Below are 23,730 nucleotides of genomic sequence, written 5' to 3'. Positions count from 1 at the left end.
TGCGGCGAGGCGGTGCAGGAGCGGAGCCCGGGCAGGATGACCGGGCTCCCTGGGGGCCGGAGCTAGAGCGGGCGCACGGGCAAGCAGAGCTCGCAGCGGAAGTTGTTGGTCTTGGGATCGTGGAACTCGCCCTGGTAGAGCTCGAAGCAGGGCCGATGGTCGGGCTGATAGCCGCTCTCAGGGAGCCACTTCCCGAAGAGCTGGTCCCAGGCGGAGCCGATCGTGCGCGCGTCGCCGACCCACGCGCCCGCGGCGTACTTGCCGCCGGCGATGTCGGTCACGTTGACGTCGCCGTCCGCCTTGAAGCCCTGCGGGATCACGATGGCGGCGTCGAGGCGGCACTTCGCAGGCTCGGTGACCTTGGGGTTGTCGTGCGCGATGCTGAGGCAGATGCGGTCCGGGGTCCACAGATCGCGGGCGCTCGCCCAGCGGACGAGCCGCTGCCAGGCCTCGCCGACGCTCCCTTCCGGGCCATAGGGGCCGACGTTTCGGACATAGGCCACGTGGTAGCTCGGCAGGGTCTTCACGGTCACGTTCATGATCTCCTCCTCGTCTTGGCGGGCGTCCGTGCCCGACGAGGAGGCATCTTGGTCGGGCGCGCAGGCCGCTGCTTTGCACGGGTTGCGCTCGACTTGACCCGGCTTGCGATCCGCTTGCCGCGCCTTGCGCGCGTCCGTGGCGCCACCGTTGCGCCAGGCGGACGCGCTCATGCCGAAGCGCTCCTTGAAGGCGCGCGCGAAGGCGCTCGCCGAGCTGAAGCCGTTCTCGAGGGCGATCTCGAGGATGTCGGCGCGTGGCCGCTGCACGAGGTGGCTCGCCGCGGTCTCGAGGCGCGTCCGCTGGATGAACTCGCGAAGGTTTTCGCCCGTCATGGACTTGAACACGCGGTGGAAGTGAAACGGCGAGAACGCCGCCACAGCGGCCAGCGTGTCGAGGGAGAGGTCCTCCGCGCGATGGGCCTGGATGTAGTCGACCACGCGGTTGACCCGCCGCTGGTACTCGGCGCGGCTCCTGTCGGACGTTGCCACAGGCGGAGGGTAGCTGATGGCTGGTTGCAGAAAAAAGTGCCTCGGCGACCGCGACCGCACCCAGGTTGAGGGGGGCACGACCGCACCCAGGTTGAGGGGGGCACGACCGCACCCAGGTTGAGGGGGGCACGACCGCACCCAGGTTGGGCACGGCCGCACCCAGGTTGGGCACGACCGCACCCAGGTTGGGCACGACCGCACCCAGGTTGAGGGGATCGGGCAGACGACCACACCCGGGTTGCGACCGACGGCGGTCGAGGCCAGTCGACCACACCCCGGTTGCGCGCACCCCCCGGGTTGCGCGCAACCTGGGGTGCGCGCCTCGGTTTGTGTGAGCCGGAGGTTCGGCTATCCGATGGCGCCAAGGCTAGCAGCCGTCGCTGCGACAGCGGTCCAGGTGGCGGACCACGTGGCGGCCGCCACCCGTCGTACCCGTCGCGCCGGCATAAGTCATTGAAATGATTGATCGCGATCCCTGGTACGGCATTTGTTCGTATGCCCCGGCCATGAGCCAGCCTCGCGAGATCGCTCCCGGCGCCACCTACCTCATCACCCGTCGCGTCCTGCGCCGGCATCTCCTTCTCCGCCCGGATGCTGCCCTCACCCAGTTCCTGGTCTACTCTCTCGCCGTTTCGACCCGTCGATTTGGCATCGAAGTCCACGCTCTTTGCGCGATGTCAACGCATCTGCACCTCGTCGTGACCGATGTGCAAGGCGTTTTGCCGCGCTTCTTGCAGTTTTTTCACCGCATCGTTGCGCTTGGAACGAAGGTCCTCCGCACGTGGGAAGGGCCGGTGTGGGACCACGAACCCACGAGCGTGGTGCGGCTGCTGACGCGCGCGGCTATGGTGGAGAAGATCGCCTACGTCCTCGCGAACCCCGTAGCCGCTGGCCTCGTCCGCCACGCGCACCAGTGGCCGGGGGCCAAGTCGGATGTGAGCGAGCTCGGCGGTGGCGTTCTCCGTGCAGCGCGTCCCTCCGTGTATCTTGATCCAGAGAATCGGCAGTGGCCGGAGGAAGCAACGCTTTCGCTCGCGCTACCACCCGCCATCGAGCACGACAACGCAGAAGGCTTTCGCCGTGAAGTCGCGGTCGAGCTCGAGCGGCAGGAAACGCAAGCCCATGCGGAGTTGCAGCGGCAAGGGCTCCGATTATTAGGCAACAAAGGTGCCAGCACGGTCTCCCCTTACAGCCGCGCGACGAGCTTCGAGGCGCTGCGCGATCGCAATCCGACGTTTGCCGTCGGCCGTAACCAGGGCGATGCACGGCGAATCGCTGGTGCCGCTGTGCGAGCGTTTCGTGCGTCGTACCGTGCGGCGCTCGAACGATGGCGTGCCGGGGTACGAAGCGCCGTCTTCCCGGCGGGGACGTGGTGGATGCGCATCTATCATGGCGCCAGCGTGGCGGACGTCGTGCTCACGATGTAAGCACATCGGCGGTGCGTCACAGCGCCACAGCGGGGCGGGCCAAGGCGCCGTCGTGGGGAAGGTCCGTCAGGGGTAGGTGAAGCGAGCGGCAGCGTTCAGGTGTCGCTGGGGATGAGTTGCCGCGCTGGGCTGGCGCGAAACCGCGTTGAGGTTGGGGGCGGCTGGGTCTGAGCGAATGGCACCTTGGGTGCCGGTGAAGTAGACCTGCCCAGCTGATGGAGCGATCCGGCTGGGGCCATTCGGGTTAGGTTCATGGCGGATGGTCGACCGAGCCAGGTCGTCTCAACCCGGTTCGACCGTCTTCAGCTGCCCCTCTTTACCTGGTGGGGCGGTCTCCGGCAGGCCGCAGGTCGCAGGTCGCAACCTGGGTCAGGCCGGCAGGCCTCAACCTGGGCAGGCCTCAACCTGGGTCGGCTCGCAGGCCTCAACCTGGGTCGGCTCGCAGGCCTCAACCTGGGTCGGATCGGGGTTCCGGCGTCCGGCATGTCGCAGGCCTCAACCTGGGTCGGGTCGCCTACTACTGCATGTCGCAGGCCTCAACCTGGGTCGGGTCGCCTACTACTCGAGCTCCAGCTCGACGAGTCGGATCTCTCCCTCCAGGAACCCAGTCTCCCGGAAGTACGTCACGTACTCCACCCGCCCTCCTTCCCGCGCGAGCTCCGCGTGCACGAGCCCAGCATAGGGCCACGCCTCCGGGGTAGGCGGCACCTCGGCGGTGAAAACCACCGCGCTGTCCGACCATGGGCCCTCCGGCGCCGGCGCCGTCCGGAGCGAGATCTCCGACGATACCGGCTCGCTGTACAGCGCGATGTACCTGCCGACGTGCTCGTTCCAATGCACCGACATCATCGGTGCCCCCGCCATGACCGGCTCCGCCTCCTTATGACCCTCCACCCAGCGCCCGTCCGAGAAGAACCGCCACGCGTCGCGCTCCGTTGCCTCCGCGAGCGCGGCGCGCGCGACGAGGCACGGGCACGTGAGACCCGAGCACGCGCAGGCGTAGGCGTAGAGCATCCCCTCGCGGACGAGCGCCGCCGACGTGAGCGAGGGCTCAGCCGCACCGAAGAGGAGCGTCGGCTCCGCAGCGCCCGGGCGTACCTCCGGGCGTGCGAGGGGCGCATCGAAGCTCTCCCAGACCGCGACCGACGAACCCCGCATGTCGAAGTCGAACGCCCCGAGCCGCCCCGTCACCTTGCTGTAGAAGACGAGCGCACGGCTGGTCGCCTCGTCGACGACGATGGGGCCCGGCCACAGCGCATAGCGCGCTCCGCAATCCTCCTCGCACGTCTCCTCCGCCCGAGGGTCGGAGTGCGTGAGGTTGAACTCGAGCTCCTCCTCGGTGAACGGCAGGAACTCCCGCGGCGCGCCGGCCCCGTCGAGCGGCTCGGTGAGCGACGAGAGCCCATCCGACGCATCCAGATCGTCGGTCGCGCAGAAGGTGCTCGACCTCCACAGCGCTCCGTCTTCCCCTGGCTTCTCCAGGGTCGTATCGCCGAACACCCACACCGATCGGTCGCCCCACCGCGCGCTGTAGCCGCCGTCCCGCCCTCGAATCGACGGGGCAAACTCCAGCGCACCCAGGTCGCGCACCGCGCGCACCGCAGCCTCGGGCGCGTCCCCGCCACACCCGGCGCACAGGAGAGCGAACCCGGCGGCTCCCATGGTCCTTCGATAACGCATGCGCGCGAGGGTACCATGGGGAGCCAGAACCCCGCCGCCGGACCACGCGCGACCGCGGCGCCGACGGGCCGCCGCGCGCGAGGGCTCTGGCGGGGAGGATGGCGGCGATCCGCAAGAGGCGAGGGAAGCTACTCCGCTGCTCGGCTCACGGTCCGAAAGACCACGATGTCTCCGCCGCCCTCAGATCTGCCGGCAGGCGGCAGCGCAGCGGCGGCACTCGTCAGCGCACGTCTTCATCTGCGTATCACCAGTGAGCTTATCGCAGCTCGCCGCGCACTGTTCGCAGAGGCTCGCGCACACGCTCATCATCTGCGTGATCTGCGGCGAGCTGCGCAGGAGGAGCTTCGACGTCGCCTCGCAGATGTCGGCGCAGTCCTGGAGCAGCCGCATGTGCGGGGCGCTCACGTGAGAGCCTCCCATCTCGAGGCAATACTGAGCCGCGTGCGTGCAGATCGAACCACAATCCTGGGTGAACCGGGCCACCTCCCGGAACGATCTGTCCCCCGGAAACTTGATCATGAGAACCCCCTTGACCCAGCTGGCCGCCTCTCGCCGCGAGGAAACCTCGCGACAAGGCGGCAACTTCGGTATCTGGAGGGTGCATGGATTCGATGGCTTTCGCATGTCGGGCCATCCCGCATATAGGCCTCGGAACAGCGACCGACGCAGAGACCGCCGTGTCCCGAACGCGCCTCGCGGACAGCCGGGACGCCGCGAGGCATGCGAGAACGCCCCGCCCGAACGGCTGCTCCCGCCCTGGTCGCTCTCTCTGCGTGACAGCGCGACTCCACGACACGCTAGCTCGCGATCGACGCCCGGACATCGACGGTCAGATCGACGAACCGCATCGGAGCGGCTGGATCGAGCCGCTGGCGGTCCGCCAGGACCGCGCCTGAACACTAGCACCCAGGCGCGCGGCAGATACCCATCTTCAGGCGGGCGATCTCCTGGAGCTCCTCGGCGATCTCGAGCGTGCGCATCGCGGCGGCGCGCGCGAGCGCCTGGGCCTCCTCGGTGACCGCGAGGCGCGTGAGGAGCCGCCGGCCCATCTCGTGGTGATGGCCCTCGTCCGGCTGGATGACCTCGCGGTAAAGGCGCGCGGTCTCGGCGTCGCCTTGCGACTCACAGTAATCGATGAACGCCTGGTTGTGCACCTTCGCGAGCGCCTCCCGCGTGAACTGGCCCGCTGCGACGCGCTCGACCGTGGAGCCGAGCCCCTTCAAGTACCCGAACATCGGCGTGGGCGGCCCGAACTTCGCCGGGATTGCGGCGGGGTCGACGCCGAGCGCGCGGAGCCGCTCGGCGATGAGCCGGTAGTGCCTCGCCTCGTCGCCGCACTGGCGGGCGAGGGCGAGCTTCACCTCCACGTCGGTCTCGGTGGTGAGCCAGAGCGCAGCCTCCTCGGTCGCCTCGAGCTCCTTCTTGAGCGCGGTCGCGAGCAGCGCCGGGATGCCGACGCCGCTCGCCGGCTCCGCCGCGCGGGCCACTGCGCCGATGTGGGCGAGGCGCTCACCGACCTTGCGGTCGAGCTCGTCGAGGAATTCCTCTGGCTTCATGCGGGACATGATGGGCGCGCCCCGTGCGGCGGGTCAATAGGCCGCGCTTCCGGCGGCCAGGTGGGTGTACCCTCCTCGAATGGCCTGGTGCTTCCTGCCGTCGTGGATCGATCTCGAGTCGGTCTCGATCTCGTTCGACCTCCCCGCTCGCACCGTCCTCAGGCGCACCGGAATCGCCGCGCTCGCCACGTCGAGCGCGACGGCGCTCCGCCTGACGCTCGCGCCGGCGCTCCTCCGGATCATCTTCGAGCCGTACCTCGTCATCGACCTGCCGCCGCCGCTCGGCGACATGGGGCTCCAGCAGGTCGAGTACGACTTCCGTTCAGGCGCGATGACGCCCAACGTCTTTTACACGGGAGGGCTCGTCCGGGTCGGAAAGGGATCGGCGGAGGACGAGGCGCGCGCCTTCATGCGCGGACTGGTCACGTCGACGCCCATGGCCATGCCCCCGTACGACCCCACCAGCGACCCCGATCTCGTCGTGACGGTGCGTCAGGTGCTCTCGAACCTCGAGGCCGGCAGCAGCACGGCCGTGCGGGGTGCCCGCTTGTCTGCGCGGCTGACGCTGCACCAGGAGCTCGCGGGCGGGGTGGGCTCGGACGGGTTCCGCATCCCGGCCGGCGCGACCATCGCGGCCAGCGTCGATATCGAGGGCACGCGGCAGGAGATCGAGACCGCGCCGCGCGTGCAGCGCATCGAGGTCGACTGCTCCTCGGCGGTGCTCCACAAGGGGGGAGTCGACCAGGCCGACGTCCGTCGCTTCGTCGTGAAGCGCGGCGGCGAGATCGCCGTCGAGCGGGTCGAGCCGCTCGGCGCGGCAGGCCAGGCAGCGGGCGCCGAGTCGCTCGTGCGGCTGTTCGGCGCCCTGGTCGCGGGCGGCGGCGTCGCGCTCGACCCGCAGCGCCTCGGGCCGAGCGTCGTGGAAGGGCTCGTCAAGGAAGAGATCGCGCGCGCCCTGCGCCCCGCGCTCGTCGAATGGGTGCAGCAGAACGCCGACGTCGTCGTGGGGATGGACCTGCGGCAGGTGCTCGGGATACCGGCGGAGGGAGGCGCCGTGGCATGACGACGGGGAGCGCGAGCGCTCGGAACGTGCGCGCCGCGCTTCTCCGGGCGTCGAGCGCGCGAGGGGTGTTATAAGCTCCGCAATGCGACTCTCCGCGATCCACATCTATCCCGTCAAAGGTTGCCGGGGCCTCGCGGTCGACGCGGCCGCCGTCGACGCGCTCGGGCTCGCGGGCGATCGGCGGTTCATGATCGTCGACCCCGAGGGGAAGCCCCTCACGCAGCGCCCGCTGCCGCGCATGGCGCTCATCGAGACGCAGCTCTCCGAGAGCGCGCTCACGCTCGGCTTCGCCGGCCGGCCGTCGATCTCCGTGCCGCGCAGGGCCGAGGGCGCGCGCCTGCTCACGGTCGAGGTCTGGCGCAGCAGCGGCCTCCTGGCCGAGGATTGCGGCGACGAAGCCGCCGCTTGGCTCAGCGGCGTCCTGGATCACCCGGGGCGGCTCGTCCGCATCGGCGAGGCGTTCCGGCGGCCCGTCCTCAAGGTCTCGGTGGCAGGCCCGGGAGACGTCGTGTCGTTCGCCGACGAGTTCCCGCTGCTCGTGATCTCCGAGGCCTCCCTCGCCGATCTGAACGCTCACCTCGAGGGCCGGGGCGCGGCGCCGTTGCCGATGGATCGCTTCCGGCCCAACCTCGTCGTGAGCGGCTGCGCTGCGTTCGACGAGGACCGGTGGGGCCGCGTCCGCATGGGAGATCTCGTGCTCCGCGCCGGCGGCCCGTGCGCCCGCTGCGTCGTCACCACGACCGACCAGCGCACCGCAGAGCGCGGCCCGGAGCCGCTCCGTACGCTGGCCACGTACCGGCGCGACGCGCAGAAGCCCAGCGACGTGAACTTCGGACAGAACTACATCCAGGAGACGAAAGCCGGCACGTTGCACGTGGGGGACGAGGTGACGGTCGTGTGACCGAGCGCCCGAACGGCGCCTGCGCGGCGGCTCCTCAGATGTCGCGGCGGCGCCGGGGAGGGGACGCGGCGGGCCTGCCTGCGCGGCGCGGATCGCGGCGCGGTCGTGATACAAAGGGTCCATGAAAAAGCACGCGCTTCGTTCATGGATCGTCTCGCTCGCCGCTGTGACCCTGCTCTCCTTCGTGTCGCTCGGCAGCGCGTACGCCGGAGAGGCGGAGAAGAAGCTCGCCCTGGAGCTCACGCACCTCGTGATGCCGAAGGACGTCTACAATGCGCTCCTCGATCAGCTGATGACCAACATGGGAGCTTCGATGCAGCAAGCGGGCGCGAAGATCTCGGCCAGGGACGCCAGCAAGCTGAAGGCGGTGGTCGCCGAGGTGCTGCCGTACGACGAGCTCGTCCAGTGGAACGTCGAGATCTATGCGGGGAAGTTCACCGCCGATGAGCTGAAGGAGCTCATCAAGTTCTACGGCACGCCGGTCGGAAAGAAGGCCGCGAAGCTCCTCCCGGAGATCAGCGGCGAGGTGGGGAAGAAGGTCGGGACGGTCATCGTCCAGCGGATGCCGGCGGCGATGAAGAAGGCCGGGATCCAGTAGAGGGCGCGGCGCTCGGCGGTGCGCTCTGCGCGCTGCCGCCTCTGGGCCAGGAAGCCGGCGATGGCATCGAGCAGCGCCCGCGGCTCGTCGGCGCGCACCCAGCGGCTGCTGCGCTCCAAGATACGTAGGACCGCGCCCGGGATGAGCCGCGCTATCTCCTCCGAGAGATCGGGTGGGCAGATCCAGTCGTGTCGGCCGGCGATGACGAGCGTGGGCACCGCGATCTCGGGGAGGCGCGGCGTGAAATCGAATCTCCGCACGAACCCCTCCAGGCCGACGTTCCACGCGTCGACGTTGTAGATGGTGCGCGCGCGGGCCCCGGTCGCCTTCTGTGGATCGAAGGTGGTCGAGCAGAGCGGCCCCATGATCTGGAGGAGGTCGGCGAACCGCTCGTCGCTCTCGATCTCGCCGGCCCAGAGGCGTTCGCACGCCGCTCTCTGCTGCTCCGTGCCGCGCTCCGCGATGATCCGCTTCGCCCTGTCCATGAGGCGATCGCTGGCCGCCGTGGCCACCAGGATGAGATGAGAGATGTTCCGCTGGTATTCGAGCGCATAGGCCATGGCCACCATGCCGCCATAGGAAGTGCCCATCACCACGGTACGATCGAGGCCGAGGTGCAGGCGGAGCGCCTCCATGTCCTCGACGTTGTTCTCGAGGGTCTACGTTGCTTTTGGCCCGCGCGCGGAGCGGCCCTGTCCGCGATGATCGAAGTAGACGAGCTGCGCCTGGTCGGCGAGCGGCGTCATCACGCCCTTGTTCAAGGAGTGATCTGCGCCAGGTCCGTCATGTACGACGAACATCACCGGCTTCTCGCGCATCCGCGGGCCGTCGGGGACGAGGCCCATGCCCCCGACGTCGAGGTAGAGCTCGGTGTCTCGGATCCTGGCGCGCACCGCGTTCGGGTATCCGATCGCGGGGCGCGGTGGCGCGGTCGGGGGTGCGTAAGGAGTAGCAGTGGAGGCGCAGCTTGTTGCCGGGGCAGCAGGGATCGCCGGGGCGCTGTCGCGGCCGGTCGCCGTCAGGCGACGCCGTGTCGTGCCAGCCAGTCGAGCTGGCGCTGCCAGGCGTCGGCGGCGGCTTCCGGCCGGTAGCTCGGCCGGTAGTCGGCGTAAAAGGCGTGCGGGACGTCAGGGTAGACCCGGATCTCGGAGTGCGCGGCGCCGGGCGCGCTGCCGGTCTCGGACGCTGCACGGAGCGCCTCCTGCAGCGCGGTGACCATCGGGAGGGGGATTCCCTGGTCCTGTCCGGCATAGAGGCCCAGCACGGGCGCCAGCAGCGCGCTCGCCACGTCGATCGGGTGCTTGGGCTGGGCCTCGGTCCGATCGCCGGTCAGGCGTCCGTACCAGGCCACCGCCGCCTTCAGCGCCGGGTTGTGCGCGGCGTACAGCCACGTGATGCGGCCGCCCCAGCAGAAGCCGACCGCGGCCGCCTTGCGGACGTCGGCCTTTCCGGACGCTTCGGCGAAGGCCACGCTCGCATCGAGGTCCGAGAGCACCTGCCGGTCGGGCACGCGGCCCGCCAGAGCCCGGAGCTCGTCGATGGTGCGGAGGTGGCTCGGATCGCCTTGCCGAACGAACAGATCCGGGGCGAGGGCGTAGTAGCCGCGGTGCGCGAAGCGACGGACCACGTCGCGGATGTGCTCGTGGACGCCGAAGATTTCCTGAATCACCAGCACCAGAGGGAAGGGGCCACCGGAGGCGGGGTGGGCGCGGTAGCCGGGGAGGTCACCGGCGGGCGCGGGAAGGGTGATCGCGCCGGCGATGAGTCCGGCTTCGTCGGTATGGATGGGCTTCGGAGCGTTGCTCTCGGCGATGGGCGTGGAGGCGGTCATGGGGGGCGCTTAGCAGCCTCCGTGCCATGAGGTGGGACCGACCCGACCCAGGTTGAGGTTCGAGGGTCGAGATTCCCACCCAGGTTGAGGTTCCGACCCGACCCAGGTTGAGGTTCGAGGGTCGAGATTCCGACCCAGGTTGAGGTTCCGGACCCAGGTTGAGGTTCCGCAGGTTGAGGTGCCGACCCAGGTTGAGGTGCCACAGGTTGAGGTGCCAGATGTGCCAGCGACGGAGCCGCAGCTACCCCGCAGCGCGCGCACCCTCGCCGGCGACGGCCTGCGGCCGCCATTGCGCGACGTTGCCGGTGCGCTCGGCGAAGAATTCCCGCGTACGCCGCCACGAGAGCTGCGCCGCGTCGGCGTGGTACGCCGGCCGCGTCTCGTTGAAGAACCCGTGGCGCGTCCCAGGATACACGAACGAAATCAGCTCTCGCCCCGCAGCCCTGAACGCCTCCCCCACCGCTGGCGCCCTCGGGGTGATCGCCGGATCCTCCTCCGCATAATGCACCTGCAGCGGAAACCGCACGTTCTTCACCTGCTCCAGAGCCGGCGCCTGCCCATAGAACACCGCGCCCGCCGTGAGCGCCACGCCTGCGACCGCGAGCTGCGCCACGAGCCCTCCGCCCAGCGAGAAGCCGACGGCGGCGACGCCCCCCGGCCGCACGTCCGACCGGCCGATGAGGTGCGCCGCCGCCGCCCTCGCGTCGGGCAGGTACGTCGACGTGTCGCGGCTACCGAACCAGGCGAACACCTTCTTCAGCCGCTCCTGCTCGTCCGCCGGCAACCGCGCGACCACCCCGTCGCGGTCGGCCGCGCGCAGCAGGCTCACCCCCCGGGCCACCTCCGCCTCGGTGAAGGTCCGGTGCGTCGCGTCGTGCGAATACAGGTTCGGCGCAAACGCGAGGTACCCCTCCTGCGCGAAGCGCCTTGCCAGCTCGATCGTATGGACCGTGAGCCCCAGCCCCTCGTGGAGGATCAGCACCGCCGGCGCCGGCGAGCGCCCGCGCGACGCCGGGCGGACCTGCACCGCCTCCACCGGCCCGTCGGGCCCCTCGAACGACGTCCTCTCGACGCCTGCGCTCGCGGCGCTCATGCCTGCACCTCCGCCTCGGGCGCCTTGTCCTTGCGGGCGGGCTTTGGCTTGCTCGGGGGCCGCTTGCCGAACGGCTCACCGGCCACGATCTCGGAGCGGACCCCGTCGACCCCCACCGGGATGTCTCCGGTCAGCGTCACCCGGTAGAGGACGCGCTCGACATCGAGGTGCCCGAGGTCCTGCGGCCCCAGGTGCGCCGTGGCCCGGTTGTCCCAGAACGCAATGCTGCCCGGCTCCCACCGGAACCGCACGGTGTACGCCGGGCGGCTGATCTGCTCGAAGAGCAGATCGAGGATCGCGCTGCTCTCGCGCGGCGACAGCCCGACGATGTGGCTGGTGAAGCCCGGGCTGACGAACAGCGCCCGCTCGCCGGTCTCGGGGTGGACGCGCACCACGGGGTGGATCGAGATCAGCGGGTTCTCGCGCACCTTGCGCAGGTACGGGCTGTCCTGGTCCTGCGGGGCGAACCGCAGCCCGAAGCGGTGCTCGGCGCGCAGGCCGTCGATAAGCGCACGTATCGGCGCGGACAGCCCCTCGTAGGCTGCCACGAGGTTCGTCCAGGTCGTGTCGCCGCCGTAGGGCGGCAGGATATGCGCCCGCAAGATCGACGCCGCCGGCGGGTTCACGGCCGCGGTGACGTCGGTGTGCCAGCGGTTCTCGTAGCTGAAGCGCTTGCCGTAGCGGCGATCGTAGCGGCGGCTGTCGATGGCGAGGATCTCCGGGTGCTCGTCGAACGGCTCGTCCTCGTGCGGATGGGCGTAGGTCACCTCGCCGAAGCGCGCGGCGAAGGTGATCTGCTCGGCGTGGCCGAGCGGCTGGTTCCGGAAGAAGACGACCTTCCACTTCAGCAGCGCCGCGCGGATGGCCGCCACGGCCTCATCGGGCAGCGGCTTCGAGATGTCGGCGCCGTGGATCTCGGCGCCGATGTGCCCTGCGAGCGGCTTCACCTGGATGGCTTGATCGGATGCTCTCTGGCTCATGGATCTTCTCCGCGTGGTCCCCCCCCCGCCACGTCCTTCGTGACGGTCGGTATGCGGGCGCCGTGCCAGGGAGCGAGCGGCGGCGTGCGCGCGGGGACGCACGGGGCGGGGCGCGCGTGCGGAAGTCCGTTTGGCGGGGGACCGAGGTGGCCGGGGCATCGTGACGTCGCCGCCCGCGGCGAGCGCGTCGAACACCTTCGTCCTCTCCGCGATATCGCCGAAGTGCAAGCAACCTCGGTGTTGCTCCCCTTTGCGGCCGGCGCGCCGGGCATCGTGTCGCTGACCATGATGACGCCAGGACCGATGTGCAGCGTGGCGTGGATGATCCGGTCCTTGCTCTCGGGAGATGGGTTGTCGCCCGGCACATCACCGAAGCGCATCACGCCTTCACGCTTCGCCCCGAGCGCGCTCTCGTAGAGCTTGATGGCCCTCTCGGCGGTTCCGTCGAACATCAGACAGGGATCCAGGCGTTTGAACGATATGGGTGTGCTGACGAGCGGGAAGGGCGTCAGGGAGGCGTCAAGTCCACTGCCGCCGTGACGATCCACGCGGCGCTCGCCATGTGCACGCCCCCCGGGCCGTCGTGCGGCGCGACCGCCTCGCGCACGGCGGCTCGCACGCGGTCGACGACCTCCGGTGTGGGGCTCACCTCGCGCGGCGCCGCGGCCGACGCGCCCATCTACAGGAGGAAGTCCACGGTCTCATCGAGCGACCTCCCGCCCGTCACGAGGGCGTTTGGTCCGGCAACCTCGATCGTTGTTCGAGCTCCTTTCGATTTTCGGCTGGGTACGCGCGACCCGCTCGTGCAAACGGCGCGACGTCATTCGCTTTCCTGCGGCGCCACCACGATCTCCGTCCGCAGCCGGGCGCCGCGCGCGCCCTCGGCGGTGCCCCTGAGGGGCGCGACGTCATCGTAGTCGCGTCCGTAGCCCAGCACGATGTGCCCGGGCGCGCCCAGGCGCCCGAGCGTCGGATCGAGGTCGTGCCAGCCGCCCGACGGCAACCACACCGACGCCCACGCGTGCGAGGCGCGCGCCGGCGCCGAGGCGGAGCCGGCCACGTAGCCGCTCGCATAACGCGCCGCGAGGCCCATCGATCGCAAGCACGCCACGGCGAGGTGCGCGAAGTCCTGGCAGACGCCGCGCCGGAGCTCGCAGAAGACGGCGATGCCGGTGTCCGCGGCGGTGACGCCTGGGGTGAAGGTGAAATCCCGTCCGATCTGGTCGACCAGCTCCTCCAGCGCGCCGCCGAGCGGGAGGCCTTCCCGGAAGCACCCCCGCGCGTAGTCCGCCATCGCGCCGCTCCGCGGCGCGCGCGCCGTCCCCTCCACGAGCGCGCGCAGCGCCGGGTCCTCCGCCGCGGCGGCCGCCGTGCGCACCGCCACCGCCCGCCAGTCGTCCCCGAGATCACCGGCGCCGCCCGCCGCCTCCTCGCAGAGGCGCACCACGCTGAGGGCCGTGACATCGATCGCGCCGAAGCTCCCGCAGACCTCTATTCGCGCGCAAAGATTGCCGAAGGCGTCCTCCTCGACCCGCCTCGAGCGCGGCAATGGCCGCACAACGAGCTGGTGAAACTCGACCGCTTGATGCGGCAGCGCGCGCGGGGTGAGGTGCGCCTCCAGCCGGCACGCGACCGCGCCCTCGGCCCCGAGCTCGTACCGGCTGCGGTGAACCACGCGGTAACGACGCGCCGCCACGTGGACCCCCTCCGCCAGCCGCGCGGCCTCTCAGCCGCTCACCATCACCTTCGCCTGCGACGGCGCGACCTGCACGCCCATGGGCATGTTCGGGCTCTTGCCGTTCTGCGCCACCGTGCACGCGTGGAACACGACCGGATTGCCCTCGGCCTTCACCTTCGCCGAGAAGCTGCGGAACATCGCCTCGCCTTTGATCTTGCCGCTGACGACCCCGCCGGCAGCGCCGGCCTCGTCGCCGGTCGACATCGGGATCTCGCTCTGCTTCGTCAGCACCGGCTTGCCCTCCACCAGCACCTTCAGGGCGCAGGTGCTCGGGACCGCCTGGTTGCACATCGCCACGTTCGGGTACGGCAGCGGCACCGGCGGACCAGGCGGCGCAGGGGTCTTGCACGTGTCCGGCATGGCCTGGCAGATCCCGGCCTGCGTCGTGGTTACAGGGAACATCGCCGCGCCCTCCTAACCCAGGTTGATCCGCTGGCCATCGATGCTCACGTCCTCGCGCGCGTCCACCGATACCTCGCGCCCGCGCAGCTCGAGCACGTCCTCGACCAGCGCGCGCACCCGCCCGGCGCGGAGCTGGTGCAGGTCGCGCACCTCCTGGAAGAGATCCCCCGCCCGCGCGATCACCCGCCCGGCGATCGACTCGATCTTGCCCACGGTGGTGTGCGCCCGCTCCAGCACGGCGGTGAGCGCCCGCCCCTCATAGCGCGCCTCGGCGATGCGCATGTCGCCCCGCTCGGCGACGGCGGCGAGCGCCTCCCCGGCCAGGGTGACGCGCCCGGGCGCGACCTGCACCGTCGCGCCGCGCTCGCCGGCGCGCGCGCTCAGGGTCGCGCCGCTCCGGCTCGCGATGGCGATCTCGCCGGCCGCCCAGCAGCGGATGGCGCCGCCCGCCACGAGATCGATGTCGCCCCCGGGCGCCGCGAGCGAGAGGCCGCCCGCCGCGACGAGGCTGCCCCGACCGGTCTCCGCGTCGTACTCGAAGAGCAGCCGGCCGGCCCGGTCGTGCACCGCGACGACCTCGTGGCCGTCGCGCTCGACGATCGACGCCGAGGCGCCCGCGCGCGCCACGATGCGCAGCGGGCGCTCCTCAGACAGCGCGCACGGCGCGCGCGGCGCGCCGTCGGGGAGCCCCTCGGGGCGCGCGTCGGAGAGCGGGGGCTCGACGGAGAGAGCAGGGAGGGCAGCGGTGGGCATGGCGGTGGTCCTCGGGTCGTGGCTTCGCGGCCGTCGTCGGCCGTTCATAACAGCGTGGGCGGGCGCCAGTCCTCGGCGCGGGCACGATCCGGATCGGTCCCGCGGGCGCCCTCGCGCTTCGCGCCGTCCCAGCGCGCGTGCGCGGTGGCCGCTCGGTGCAGGTTCACGCCGCGGCAATCGGCGCCCGACAGATCGGCGCCCGACAGGTCGGCGTGCGACAGATCCGCGCCGACGAGCGAGGCGCCCTCGAGCCGCGCGCCGCTCAGATCCGCCTTGCGCGCCATCGCCTCGTCGAGCCGCGCGCCGCCGAGATCGGCGCGCGCGAGCGCGGCGCCGTCAAGGCACGCCCGGGAGAGATCCGCGCCGGTGAGCCGCGCGCCCCGGAGGCTGGCGCCGGTCAGGTTCGCGACCCCGAGGCGCGCCGAGACGAGCGAGGCGCCGCCCAGCTGGGCGCCGGCCAGGCTCGCTTGCACCAGATCGGCCCCGTCGAGCCGCGCGTCCCGGAGGTCCGCGCGCGACAGGTCGCAGTCGCGGAGCACCGCGCCCGCGAGATCCATCCCGCCGAGCTTCGCCTCGACGAGCGAGCTCCTCGCGAGCCGCGCGCCGGCGAGCCGCACGCCCCGGAGATCGAGCCCGAGCAGCGAGGTCCCCTCGAGCGAGGCCCCCCCGAAATCCGCGCCGGAGAGGGCGGCGCCGGCGAGCTGCGCGCGCTTCAGCGTGGCGCCGTGCAGGCGCGCGCCGGACAGGTTCGCGCCGCGGAGGCGCCCGCCCGCGATGCGCGCCTCGGAGAGATCGGCGCCCGCGAGGTCGGCGTCCGAGAGATCGACGCCGGTGAGCTCGGCCCGGGCGAGGCGGGCGCCCGGGAGGCGCGCGCGGCGCAGATCCGCGCCGTCGAGCGCGGCGTCCTGGAGCGACGCCTCGGCGAGATCGGCGCCCGTGAGCTCGGTCCCGCGCAGCACGGCGGCCGCGAGCAGCGCGCCGCGCAGGCGCGCGCCGCGCAGGCGCGCGCCCGAGAGATCGCAGCCCGACAGGTTGGCGCCGGTGAGGTCGGCCCCCTCGAGGCCTGCGCCGTCGAGCCGGGCGCCGTCGAGGTTCGCGCGCTCGAGCACGGCGCCCTCGAGGTCGGCCCCGCTCAGCGTGGCGCCGGCGAGGCGCGCGCCGCGCAGCGAGGCGCCGCGCAGCGAGGCGCCGCCGAGCGCCGCGGACGGGAGCTGCGCGCCGTCGAGATCGGCCGCGTCGAGCTTGCAGCCGCGCAGGTCGAAGCCGGACAGGTCCGCGCCGGCGAGGTTCGCACCCGTGAGGTCGCCGCCGGCGAGGTCGCGCGGGAGCGCCGCGCCGCGGAGGTCCTGGTTCGGAACGCGGAGCCCGCGGACGAGGCGCGCGCGCGACAGGTCGAGCGCGCCGAGCGCGACGCCGATGAGCGTCACGGCGGCGAGCTCGGCGTCGATGAAGCTCGCGCCCGCGAGCGCGCAGCGGTCGAGCTCGACCTCGCGGAGCGTCGCGCCGTCGAGGCGCGCGCCGTCGAGAGCGCACTCCGCGAGCGCGGCGCCGATCAGCGTCGCGGCCGAGAGATCGGCGCCGGCGAGATCCACGCCCTCGAGGCGCGCGCCCGACAGATCGGCCCCGCGGAGCGATGCGCCGGCGAGCGACGTGGCCCCGGCGGCATATCCCGCGTACCCGGCGGCGCGCAGCGCCTCGACGGACTCGGCGCCGAGGTCGCGATCGGCCTCGAGCGGCAGCGTCGCGGCCGCGGCGTCGCGGGTGAGCCGCACGTGGCGCGCGAGCACCGCGCGTTCGAGGCGCGCGCCCGACAGATCGGCCCCGCGGAGCGTGACGGCCAGGAAGACGGCGCCGGCGAGCCGCGCGCCGGCGAGCCGCGCGTCGCTCAGGTCGACGCCGTTGAAGAGCACGCCCGAGAGATCGCGGCCCGCGAGGTCGACGCCGCGCAGGTCGAGGCCGACGAGCATCGGCGGATCGAGCGGTCCGGCGTCGAGGCGCGCGAGGAGATCGTCCTTGTCCCGCGCGAAGCCCGCGGAGGTGGCGACGGCGCCGGTCACGTCGCGCCTCGATCGCTGGTGAGCAGGGTGGACGCGAGCTGCGCGCCCGTGAGATCGGCTCCCTCGAGCCGCGCCTGCCACAGGGCGGCCTCGTACAACCCTGCGCCGCGCAGGTCGGCGTCGCGCAGGTCGGCGCCCTCGAGGCGAGCCTCGTGCAGGTTCGCCCGCTCGAGGCGGGCGCCGCCGAGCCGCGCCCGCGTCAGGTCGGCGCCTGCCAGGTCGGCGCCGCGCAGGTCGGCGCCGCCGAGCTCGGCCCGGCCGAGATCCGCGCGGCGCAGGCTCGACAGCGCGAGGTCGGCGCCCGTGAGGTCGGCGTGCATCCAGCGCGAGCCGTCGGCGCGGGCGCCGCGCGCCTGGGCGCGCGGCAGGCGGGTGTGCTCCGAGGCGCGCAGCCCGCGCAGGTCGGCGCCGCGCAGGTCGACCGCCTCGCCGTGCGCCCCCTCGAGGCTCGCGCCCTCGAGCGCCGCGCCGACGAAGGACGCGCGGTCGAGCGCCGCGCGCGCGAGGCGGGCGCCGGCGAGCTGCGCGCCGTCGAGCCGCGCTCCGGTGAGGTCGGCCTCGAGGAACGAGGCGCCGGCCGCGGCCGCGCCGGTCAGGACGGCCCCGCGCAGCGCCGCGCGGTCGAGGCGCGCCTTGCCGAGCGCCGCGCCCGTCAGGTCGGCGCCCGCGAGGTCGGCGCCGGAGAGGTCGGCGTCGTTCAGCCTGGCCGCCGGGAGCCACGCGCCCGCCATCCTGGCGCGAGCGAGCGTCGCGCCGTCGAGGTCGGCCCCGGCGAGGCGGGCGCCGGTCAGGTCGGCGCCGGCGAGCAGCGCGCGCGCGAGGCTCGCCTCGCTGAGGTCGAGCCCCGACAGGTCGAGCCCGGAGAGATCGGCGCCCGCCATGCTCTCGCGGATCGACAGGCAGAGCTCGACGCGCTCGCGCGTCCACGGCGCCGCGCGCTCCGTGGCTGCCCGGTCCCGCGCCTCGTCCTCGCGGTCCAGCGCGTCGAGCTGCGCCGGGTCGTGCCCCCCGGCCTCGAGCGCCTGTTTCATCTGCTCGCGGCTCTTCCGCAGGATCTCGTCGAGCTGCGCCGGATCCCCGCCGAGCTGGCCCAGCCACGCCTCGAGCTCCGCGCCGGGCGGGCGCGGGCCATTGACCGACGCGCCGAGCGAGGCCACGAGCGCCGCGGGGGCGCCGCCCCGCTCGAGCGTCGCGCGGATCTGCGCGAGGAGCTCGGCGTCGTCGACGCCGGCCAGGGGAGACGCTCCGTCGTTGTCGTTGCCGGGCGGCGCCGCCGCGGCGGGCGCCTCCGCCACGGCAGGGCGCGCCTCCAGCAGCGCGAGCGCGAGCCGCTCGCGGTAGCGCGCGGCCGCGACGCGGCCCTCGCCGAGCGGCTCGCTCTCGAGGAGCACGTGCCGCACCTCGGGGTGGTCCTCGGCGGAGACGGGCGCATGGCCGCGCCACACGAGGATGAGCGCCTCGGCCTCCATGTCGACCCGGACCGTATCGAGGTGCATCTGCACCTCGCGGAAGCGCTCCGCGCCGCCCGCGAGCTCGTCGAGGAAGCAGCGGATCCGGACGCCGGGGAGGCGCGCGCGGTAGTCGCGCCGCGCGCGGTGCAGGTTGTGGCAGACGATTTCCTCGTCGCCGCGCGGGTACTCGGCCTGGAGCGCCGGCACGGCCGCGTTGAAGTGGCTCCAGTCGAAATCGTCGGGGAAGAAGGGCCAGCGCTGCTTCAGCCAGCGCTCGTCGTAGGTGCCGAGCTTGCTCGCGCGCAGCGCCCAGGCGGCGGCGAGCGGCCCGAAGCCCGCGGGCGGCGGCCGCGCCGCGGGCGAGTCGACCGGCGCGCGCGGATCCTCGATGTTCGGCAGCGGCCGTCGCCGGAGATCGCGCTCGCCCGGGTCGAACACGCCGCGCCCAACCGGGTTGGCCGCGAAGCCCGGGCCCCCGAAGGCGCGGTCATAGCCGAGCGGCATCTCGACGAACGGCTGCGGGTCGGTGCGCTTGCCGGCGGCCGGATCGGTCCAGTACCGGTCGCCGGTCACCTGCAGCGTGAGCGACGCCTTGCCGACGGCGAAGCTCACCGGCAGGGAGCTGACGGGCCGGCGGCCGGGCGCGTGGGCCTTGCCGGTCAGCAGGAGATCCGCCTTCGGCTTGAAGGGGGCGAAGTCGGACGCATGCAGGAGCGCCCCGCGCGGATCGTCGCCCTCGTGCGCGTCGCCGAGCGGCGGCTCCGGGGCGCCGGCGGGGATCGCCGGCTCGCCGGGCACGAGGCGGTAGGTGCCTTTCGCGATCAGGCACAGGTCCCATTGCGGGGGCCGGATATGCCACGAGACCGCGGCGAACGTGGTGGGCGTGGGGTTGATGATCTTCATGGCAGCTCTCGACGCGCGCAGGCCGCTCGACCGCTCGCCGAGCGGGCTCCTCCTAGAGCGTGTGGAACTGGGCGCCCTGGATGACGGCTCCCATGGCGTCGATCTGGACCTGGTGGCCGCCGAACCTCAGGACGGAGGACGCGGCTGTGCTGCTCAGCTCCAGCCTGGCGGTCCCAGTTCCGGCGACCACGCTCGTCGCGTCGATCCTGAGGCTGCTGGGACCGCAGGCGAGCTCGATCGCGGCGGGCTCGATCTTGATGTACGCGCCGGCCAGCCCGCCGCAGCGCAGCAGGATCCGGGTCGGCTCGATGATCAGCTCGGCGTCGTTCAGCGGGCTCGAGTGGGCGAACTTGTGGACCAGGTACGCTCCGACGAGCGCCCCGAGCGTCGTGAAGCCCCACGTCACGCCCGTGAGCTCGCTGCCCTTCTCGAGATCCTCTTTGCCCGCGGAGGCGCCGACCGAGCCCATCACCGCGCCCAGCGCGCCCGCCGCCACGGCGGCTGCCCACGGCTTCGCGGCGTCGACCGTCGGGGCGTCGGTGCTCCGCACGCGCAGGTGCACCTTGGAGCGCGCCTTGATGTCCTGTTCGTCGGCCGTGGTGAGCTTCTTCGTGCTGCCGAACTCGAGCACCGGGCCGTACGCGATGTTGCAGCTCATCCCGGCCGTGATCCCCGTGTTGAGCCCGAGGAAGACGTTGCCGTTCACGCCCGCCGCGATGCTGTAGTTCCCGCCGAGGCTCGCCCCGAAGTTGATGCCGGTGAAGAAATTCGAGTTGTCGCCGTACGTGAGGTTGACGGTCGAGACGTGGCTGCGCTGCGTCTTCCGCCAGCCCTGCCAGTCCTTGCTGAACGTCATCGAGTAGAAATCCGCGTCGAAGATGCCGAGCGTCCGGTTCGGGATGACGAGCCGGTAGTTCCCGAGGACGACGTCGGTGCGGTTGCCCGTGGTGACCGACTGGTAGTCCCCCTGGGTCACGACCGTGCGGTTGCCGTCCGTGTGATCGTAGACCCCGTCGCTCGCTGCCCAGCCGAAGTGCGCCGCTTTCCCCTTGTCATTGGCGTCCGAGCTCGTGTCGTAGCCGTCGTCGAGGCTCGACCACGTCCAGCCGCTGCTGCCGAACCCGCCGGTAGGATCGAGCCGCGCGGACTCGGTGAACGTGCCGGCCGCCGCGGTCGCCCGCTCGCCGTAGCGCAGGTAGCTGTACTTCCCGTCGCTGTGGGGGACCGCGAAGCGGATCCAGTCCTCCCCGCTGCTCGCGGTGGTCGTCATGCCGTCCTGGCCGAGCTGCTGCTCCGTCGGCAGCGCGCCCTCGGCGCCGGCGCGCGTCGCGGGCCCGCCGCGCGCGCGCCCGAAGCCGCCTCCCATCTCGACCATGGCCCCGTTCGGCATCCGGATGCGGCCGCGCCCCTCGTCGGCGCTCGTGACCACGCGGCTCTTCGCGTTGGGCACGACGCCGGTGATCACGGGCCGCTCGGGATCCCCGCCGACGCCGGTCCACAGCACCTCGGCGCCCTTGCGCAACGTGAAGTGCATGCCCTCGTCGGCCCCGCCGTAGGGCGTCGCCAGGCGCATCGGCACCGAGCCCTGCGCCTCGGCCGCGCCGCTCAGATCGAACGGCATCACCACGCGGTAGCGCCCCTCGGCGTCGACCGCGGCGACGCCCTCCGGGCCGCGCGCGTCGACGTGGGCGACCATCGCGCCCTCGAGGCGCGGCCTCGGCGTGGCGCGCGGCGGGCGGTAGCGCGTCGAGGCCGGGATGGCCTCGAACTCGCAAGCATAGCGCGGCTCGTCCACCGCCCCGGCGCGGTGCACCGTGCGCGTCACCAGGTAATCGCGGTTCCAGTCGGCCCGGAAATGGCCGGAGAGCCCGAGGTGCTCGCCCGCGGCGAGCGGCGCGCCGATCGCGCCCTCGTACACGGTCGCGCGGCAGCGCAGCTCCTCGGCGCGCACGGCGGCGAGCGCGGCGCCCTCCTCGGGCGCCGCGAACGAGCCGCCCTCGTCGACGAGCAGCCCGAAGCCGCGCGCGTCGACCTCGGCCTCGGCCTCCAGCGGCACCTCGGGCGTGCGCTCGTTGTAGTCGAGCAGCACGAGCGCGCGCGGCGACATCCGGCGCCGGCAGCGCAGCGCGCGCACCCCTCCGGCCTCCCCCATCGCGGCCTCGACCGCGCCCCGGAAGCCGCCCGGGTGGTCGCAGAGGACGAGCCGCTCCGCCCCCTCGCGCGGCTCGATGAAGTAGCTGACGCCCGCCTGCTCCAGCTGCCGCGACACGAAGTCGAGCGCGCTCTCCTGGTACTGCACGGCGTGCTCGCGCGGCGGATACGCCCGCTCGAGCCGCCGCTCCACCTCGATCCCGAGGCCGCTCCCGGCGATCACCGCCTCCACCAGGTCCGGCACGCTGAGCCGCTGGTAGATGCGCGTCTGCCGCGCGAGGCCGAGCAGGGCGAGGCGCGGCACGAGCACGACCCGGTAGGCGTACCGATCGCCGCCGAGCGCGCCGCCCTGCTCCACCTCGGCCACGACCCCCGGGATCGCGCGGCCGGCGAGATCGAGCTCCCCGGCCGCGCCGACGAGGTCGTCGAGCGGCAGCGCGGGATCGGGCGACGCGAGATCGATCTCGAAGCGGTACGGGCGCGACAGCGCCTCCTCGCCGCGCAGCCCCAGCACCGTGAACGCCCCGGCCGGGGCGGCCTCGGAGCGGAAGTGGATCCCGACCGTCGTGGGCTTCGTCATCGCTTCTCCGAGATCTCGAGCATGGCGCCGGACGCCGTGGTGATGCGGCTCTGGTTGGCGTTGCGGGCCGTCACGGGCGACGGCGCGAGCGGGTTGAACATGGCCCCGAGGATCACCGGGCGATCCGGGTCGCCGTTGGCGAACGCCACGAGGACCTCGGTGCCGGGGCGCAGCGGGAAGTGCATCCCGTGGCCCACGCCGCTGAAGGGCTGCGCCATCCGGACAGGGCGCGAGGCCTTCTGCTCGCCCGGCTCCGCCGTGTCGAAGTGGAGCTGGACCGTGTAGCGCCCCTCGGCGTCGAGCACGGCGACGCCGTTCGTCTTTCCCTCGGGCCCCGGCTGCACGATCCCCGTCACCACGCCGGAGATGCGCGGCCTCGGCGTCCGGCGCGGCGGCCGGTAGGCGACGCGCGCCGGGATGGCGCGGAATGCGTTCCTGTAAAACGGGCTCTGCTCGCCGGCGTCCTTGAACGCCGGAAACCTCGCCTCGTGCTCCGCCTCGACGAGGAGCAGCTCCTCGGGCTCCGGGAAGCGCGGGTGCTCGATCAGGGTCACGCGCCGCCCGGCGGACAGCGCCGCGCGGCTGGCCTTGCCCTCGTACACGCGCTGCCGCGACAGCCGCTCGTCCGCCCGGATCTGCGCCAGCTTCCCGGCCTCCTCGGGCGTCTTGACGTGGCTGCCGTACTCGACCACGCCGCCGCCGTCGCCCGAGCCCAGGCTGGCGTAGGCCGTCAGGTCGAGCTGCGGTGCGCGGTAGTTGTAGTCCTGCACGACGTAGCTGGTGGGCACCAGGTCGGTCGTCACCTCGAGGGCGAAGATGCCCGCGGCCTCGCCGCGGGCGCGGAAGGGCACCGTCTCCGCGCCCGAGGCGGGGCGGAAGCCGGACGGGTGGTCGGTGAAGACCATCCTGTCGCGGCCGCCCTCGTGCTCGAAGAAGAAGCTGATGCCGACGTGCTCGGCCAGGCGGCTGATGAACGCGAGATCGCTCTCGCCGTACTGCACGACGAACTCGCGCTCGGGGTAGCTCTCGAGCAGCCGCAGCTCGACGTCCTCGGAGCCCAGGCCGTGCCGCTCGAGCTTGCTCCGGAGGATGTCGGGAACGCTGCGATCCAGGTAAATCTCCTGCGTCTCGACGAGGGTGAGCCGGAACGCGCGCGGCACGACGCGCAGGCGGCAGGTGGCGCGCTCGGCCAGCGGCTCCAGGCGGTCCCGGATCGGGCCGAGCATGCCCGAGACGCGACGGATCTCCTCGCCGTCGGCCTCGAAGACCAGGCTGACCTCGGCGCCGGGCGCGGCGTCGGCCGGGAGCTCGCGGCCCTCGTCGATCACGACGTCGAGGTCGAACGAGAAGAGCTGCGAGATCGCCTCTCGGCCGGAGAGCTCGCGGACCTTCACGTGGTCCCACGGCCCCCGCGCTGACTCGATGCGAACGCTCAACGTCCCGGAGGCTTCCTTCATCGCTCGTTCTCCGATTCCGCCGCGGCCTTCCCTGGGGCACCGGAAAGGTGGAGAGGCCGCGTGGGCGTGCGCGCCGCGTGG

At 72.4% G+C, this 23,730-nt stretch carries 19 protein-coding genes and 1 pseudogene; 4 read left to right on the top strand and 16 right to left on the bottom strand.

Annotated features, from left to right (window positions below; all coding sequences use genetic code 11):
• Window positions 1-62: 62 nt before the first annotated feature.
• Window positions 63-1,028: an AraC family transcriptional regulator gene (locus ACSRUE_RS01085; RefSeq protein WP_441289400.1), complete on the bottom strand. Its 966-nt coding sequence runs from the start codon at window positions 1,026-1,028 to the stop codon at window positions 63-65.
• 506 nt (window positions 1,029-1,534) lie between these two features.
• Between ACSRUE_RS01085 and ACSRUE_RS01080 the strand changes: the two genes are divergently transcribed.
• A complete protein-coding gene (locus tag ACSRUE_RS01080; protein WP_441293047.1) occupies window positions 1,535-2,455 on the top strand; it encodes a transposase in 921 nt (306 codons plus the stop codon).
• A 558-nt stretch (window positions 2,456-3,013) separates the two neighbouring features.
• On the opposite strand, the gene ACSRUE_RS01075 is transcribed toward ACSRUE_RS01080, so the two are convergent.
• The 3 genes from ACSRUE_RS01075 to ACSRUE_RS01065 all read right to left on the bottom strand — a co-directional run bounded on the left by ACSRUE_RS01075 (window position 3,014) and on the right by ACSRUE_RS01065 (window position 5,691).
• Window positions 3,014-4,135, bottom strand: coding sequence for a DUF4185 domain-containing protein (locus tag ACSRUE_RS01075; protein WP_441289399.1), 1,122 nt, complete (start codon window positions 4,133-4,135; stop codon window positions 3,014-3,016).
• Between the two features lie 180 nt (window positions 4,136-4,315).
• Window positions 4,316-4,654, bottom strand: coding sequence for a four-helix bundle copper-binding protein (locus ACSRUE_RS01070; protein WP_437297157.1), 339 nt, complete (start codon window positions 4,652-4,654; stop codon window positions 4,316-4,318).
• A 380-nt stretch (window positions 4,655-5,034) separates the two neighbouring features.
• Window positions 5,035-5,691: a ferritin-like domain-containing protein gene (locus tag ACSRUE_RS01065; RefSeq protein WP_437715035.1), complete on the bottom strand. Its 657-nt coding sequence runs from the start codon at window positions 5,689-5,691 to the stop codon at window positions 5,035-5,037.
• A gap of 79 nt (window positions 5,692-5,770) precedes the next feature.
• Here ACSRUE_RS01065 and ACSRUE_RS01060 point away from each other — a divergent pair, with 79 nt between their 5' ends.
• The 3 genes from ACSRUE_RS01060 (at window position 5,771) to ACSRUE_RS01050 (ending at window position 8,253) form a co-directional block, all read left to right on the top strand.
• A complete protein-coding gene (locus ACSRUE_RS01060; protein ID WP_441289398.1) occupies window positions 5,771-6,754 on the top strand; it encodes a hypothetical protein in 984 nt (327 codons plus the stop codon).
• A gap of 82 nt (window positions 6,755-6,836) precedes the next feature.
• Entirely contained in the window at window positions 6,837-7,655 is an 819-nt protein-coding gene (locus ACSRUE_RS01055) for an MOSC domain-containing protein (RefSeq protein ID WP_441289397.1), read from the top strand.
• A 121-nt stretch (window positions 7,656-7,776) separates the two neighbouring features.
• Entirely contained in the window at window positions 7,777-8,253 is a 477-nt protein-coding gene (locus ACSRUE_RS01050) for a DUF2059 domain-containing protein (RefSeq protein ID WP_441289396.1), read from the top strand.
• Window positions 8,254-8,288: 35 nt separating this feature from the next.
• Here the strand turns inward: ACSRUE_RS01050 and ACSRUE_RS01045 are convergent.
• From ACSRUE_RS01045 to ACSRUE_RS00990, 12 genes and pseudogenes are all read right to left on the bottom strand, one after another.
• A pseudogene (locus tag ACSRUE_RS01045) lies at window positions 8,289-9,146 on the bottom strand (alpha/beta fold hydrolase); the annotation flags it as partial.
• 125 nt (window positions 9,147-9,271) lie between these two features.
• Window positions 9,272-10,084: a dienelactone hydrolase family protein gene (locus ACSRUE_RS01040; RefSeq protein WP_441289395.1), complete on the bottom strand. Its 813-nt coding sequence runs from the start codon at window positions 10,082-10,084 to the stop codon at window positions 9,272-9,274.
• A 241-nt stretch (window positions 10,085-10,325) separates the two neighbouring features.
• A complete protein-coding gene (locus tag ACSRUE_RS01035; RefSeq protein ID WP_441289394.1) occupies window positions 10,326-11,177 on the bottom strand; it encodes a dienelactone hydrolase family protein in 852 nt (283 codons plus the stop codon).
• Window positions 11,174-12,157, bottom strand: a complete 984-nt coding sequence (locus ACSRUE_RS01030; RefSeq protein WP_441289393.1) for a TauD/TfdA dioxygenase family protein — start codon at window positions 12,155-12,157, stop codon at window positions 11,174-11,176. The genes ACSRUE_RS01035 and ACSRUE_RS01030 overlap by 4 nt, the downstream gene beginning before the upstream one ends.
• A gap of 508 nt (window positions 12,158-12,665) precedes the next feature.
• Window positions 12,666-12,836, bottom strand: a complete 171-nt coding sequence (locus ACSRUE_RS01025; protein ID WP_441289392.1) for a hypothetical protein — start codon at window positions 12,834-12,836, stop codon at window positions 12,666-12,668.
• 141 nt (window positions 12,837-12,977) lie between these two features.
• Window positions 12,978-13,853 (bottom strand): transglutaminase family protein, encoded by an 876-nt coding sequence (locus ACSRUE_RS01020; protein ID WP_441289391.1) that lies wholly within the window; start codon window positions 13,851-13,853, stop codon window positions 12,978-12,980.
• A gap of 30 nt (window positions 13,854-13,883) precedes the next feature.
• Window positions 13,884-14,297 carry a DUF4150 domain-containing protein gene (locus ACSRUE_RS01015; protein ID WP_441289390.1) on the bottom strand — a complete coding sequence of 138 codons (414 nt, stop codon included), beginning with the start codon at window positions 14,295-14,297 and terminating at the stop codon, window positions 13,884-13,886.
• Between the two features lie 12 nt (window positions 14,298-14,309).
• A complete protein-coding gene (locus ACSRUE_RS01010; RefSeq protein WP_441289389.1) occupies window positions 14,310-15,050 on the bottom strand; it encodes a DUF3540 domain-containing protein in 741 nt (246 codons plus the stop codon).
• A gap of 44 nt (window positions 15,051-15,094) precedes the next feature.
• Complete coding sequence (locus ACSRUE_RS01005) at window positions 15,095-17,107, bottom strand: pentapeptide repeat-containing protein (RefSeq protein WP_441289388.1); 2,013 nt, start codon at window positions 17,105-17,107, stop codon at window positions 15,095-15,097.
• Window positions 17,104-19,461 carry a DUF2169 domain-containing protein gene (locus tag ACSRUE_RS01000; RefSeq protein WP_441289387.1) on the bottom strand — a complete coding sequence of 786 codons (2,358 nt, stop codon included), beginning with the start codon at window positions 19,459-19,461 and terminating at the stop codon, window positions 17,104-17,106. Before ACSRUE_RS01000 ends, ACSRUE_RS01005 begins: the two co-directional genes overlap by 4 nt.
• 52 nt (window positions 19,462-19,513) lie before the next feature.
• A complete protein-coding gene (locus tag ACSRUE_RS00995) occupies window positions 19,514-22,192 on the bottom strand; it encodes a type VI secretion system Vgr family protein (protein WP_441289386.1) in 2,679 nt (892 codons plus the stop codon).
• Window positions 22,189-23,649 (bottom strand): type VI secretion system Vgr family protein, encoded by a 1,461-nt coding sequence (locus ACSRUE_RS00990; protein WP_441289385.1) that lies wholly within the window; start codon window positions 23,647-23,649, stop codon window positions 22,189-22,191. Before ACSRUE_RS00990 ends, ACSRUE_RS00995 begins: the two co-directional genes overlap by 4 nt.
• Between the last annotated feature and the right edge of the window lie 81 nt (window positions 23,650-23,730).

The sequence above is a fragment of the Sorangium sp. KYC3313 genome (assembly GCF_052075895.1).
Classification (GTDB): domain Bacteria; phylum Myxococcota_A; class Polyangia; order Polyangiales; family Polyangiaceae; genus Sorangium; species Sorangium cellulosum_B.
This window is presented reverse-complemented; position numbering and strand designations above follow the sequence as displayed.

Bases quoted from the DNA above. Each gene is read 5' to 3' on its own strand.
- ACSRUE_RS01075 (WP_441289399.1), bottom strand. From the start codon at position 4,135: ATGCGTTATCGAAGGACCATGGGAGCCGCCGGGTTCGCTCTCCTGTGC.
- ACSRUE_RS00990 (WP_441289385.1), bottom strand. From the start codon at position 23,649: ATGAAGGAAGCCTCCGGGACGTTGAGCGTTCGCATCGAGTCAGCGCGG.
- ACSRUE_RS01040 (WP_441289395.1), bottom strand. From the start codon at position 10,084: ATGACCGCCTCCACGCCCATCGCCGAGAGCAACGCTCCGAAGCCCATC.
- ACSRUE_RS01070 (WP_437297157.1), bottom strand. From the start codon at position 4,654: ATGATCAAGTTTCCGGGGGACAGATCGTTCCGGGAGGTGGCCCGGTTC.
- ACSRUE_RS01015 (WP_441289390.1), bottom strand. From the start codon at position 14,297: ATGTTCCCTGTAACCACGACGCAGGCCGGGATCTGCCAGGCCATGCCG.
- ACSRUE_RS01060 (WP_441289398.1), top strand. From the start codon at position 5,771: ATGGCCTGGTGCTTCCTGCCGTCGTGGATCGATCTCGAGTCGGTCTCG.
- ACSRUE_RS01080 (WP_441293047.1), top strand. From the start codon at position 1,535: ATGAGCCAGCCTCGCGAGATCGCTCCCGGCGCCACCTACCTCATCACC.
- ACSRUE_RS01065 (WP_437715035.1), bottom strand. From the start codon at position 5,691: ATGAAGCCAGAGGAATTCCTCGACGAGCTCGACCGCAAGGTCGGTGAG.
- ACSRUE_RS01010 (WP_441289389.1), bottom strand. From the start codon at position 15,050: ATGCCCACCGCTGCCCTCCCTGCTCTCTCCGTCGAGCCCCCGCTCTCC.
- ACSRUE_RS01050 (WP_441289396.1), top strand. From the start codon at position 7,777: ATGAAAAAGCACGCGCTTCGTTCATGGATCGTCTCGCTCGCCGCTGTG.
- ACSRUE_RS01035 (WP_441289394.1), bottom strand. From the start codon at position 11,177: ATGAGCGCCGCGAGCGCAGGCGTCGAGAGGACGTCGTTCGAGGGGCCC.
- ACSRUE_RS01000 (WP_441289387.1), bottom strand. From the start codon at position 19,461: ATGAAGATCATCAACCCCACGCCCACCACGTTCGCCGCGGTCTCGTGG.
- ACSRUE_RS01025 (WP_441289392.1), bottom strand. From the start codon at position 12,836: ATGGGCGCGTCGGCCGCGGCGCCGCGCGAGGTGAGCCCCACACCGGAG.
- ACSRUE_RS00995 (WP_441289386.1), bottom strand. From the start codon at position 22,192: ATGACGAAGCCCACGACGGTCGGGATCCACTTCCGCTCCGAGGCCGCC.
- ACSRUE_RS01055 (WP_441289397.1), top strand. From the start codon at position 6,837: ATGCGACTCTCCGCGATCCACATCTATCCCGTCAAAGGTTGCCGGGGC.
- ACSRUE_RS01030 (WP_441289393.1), bottom strand. From the start codon at position 12,157: ATGAGCCAGAGAGCATCCGATCAAGCCATCCAGGTGAAGCCGCTCGCA.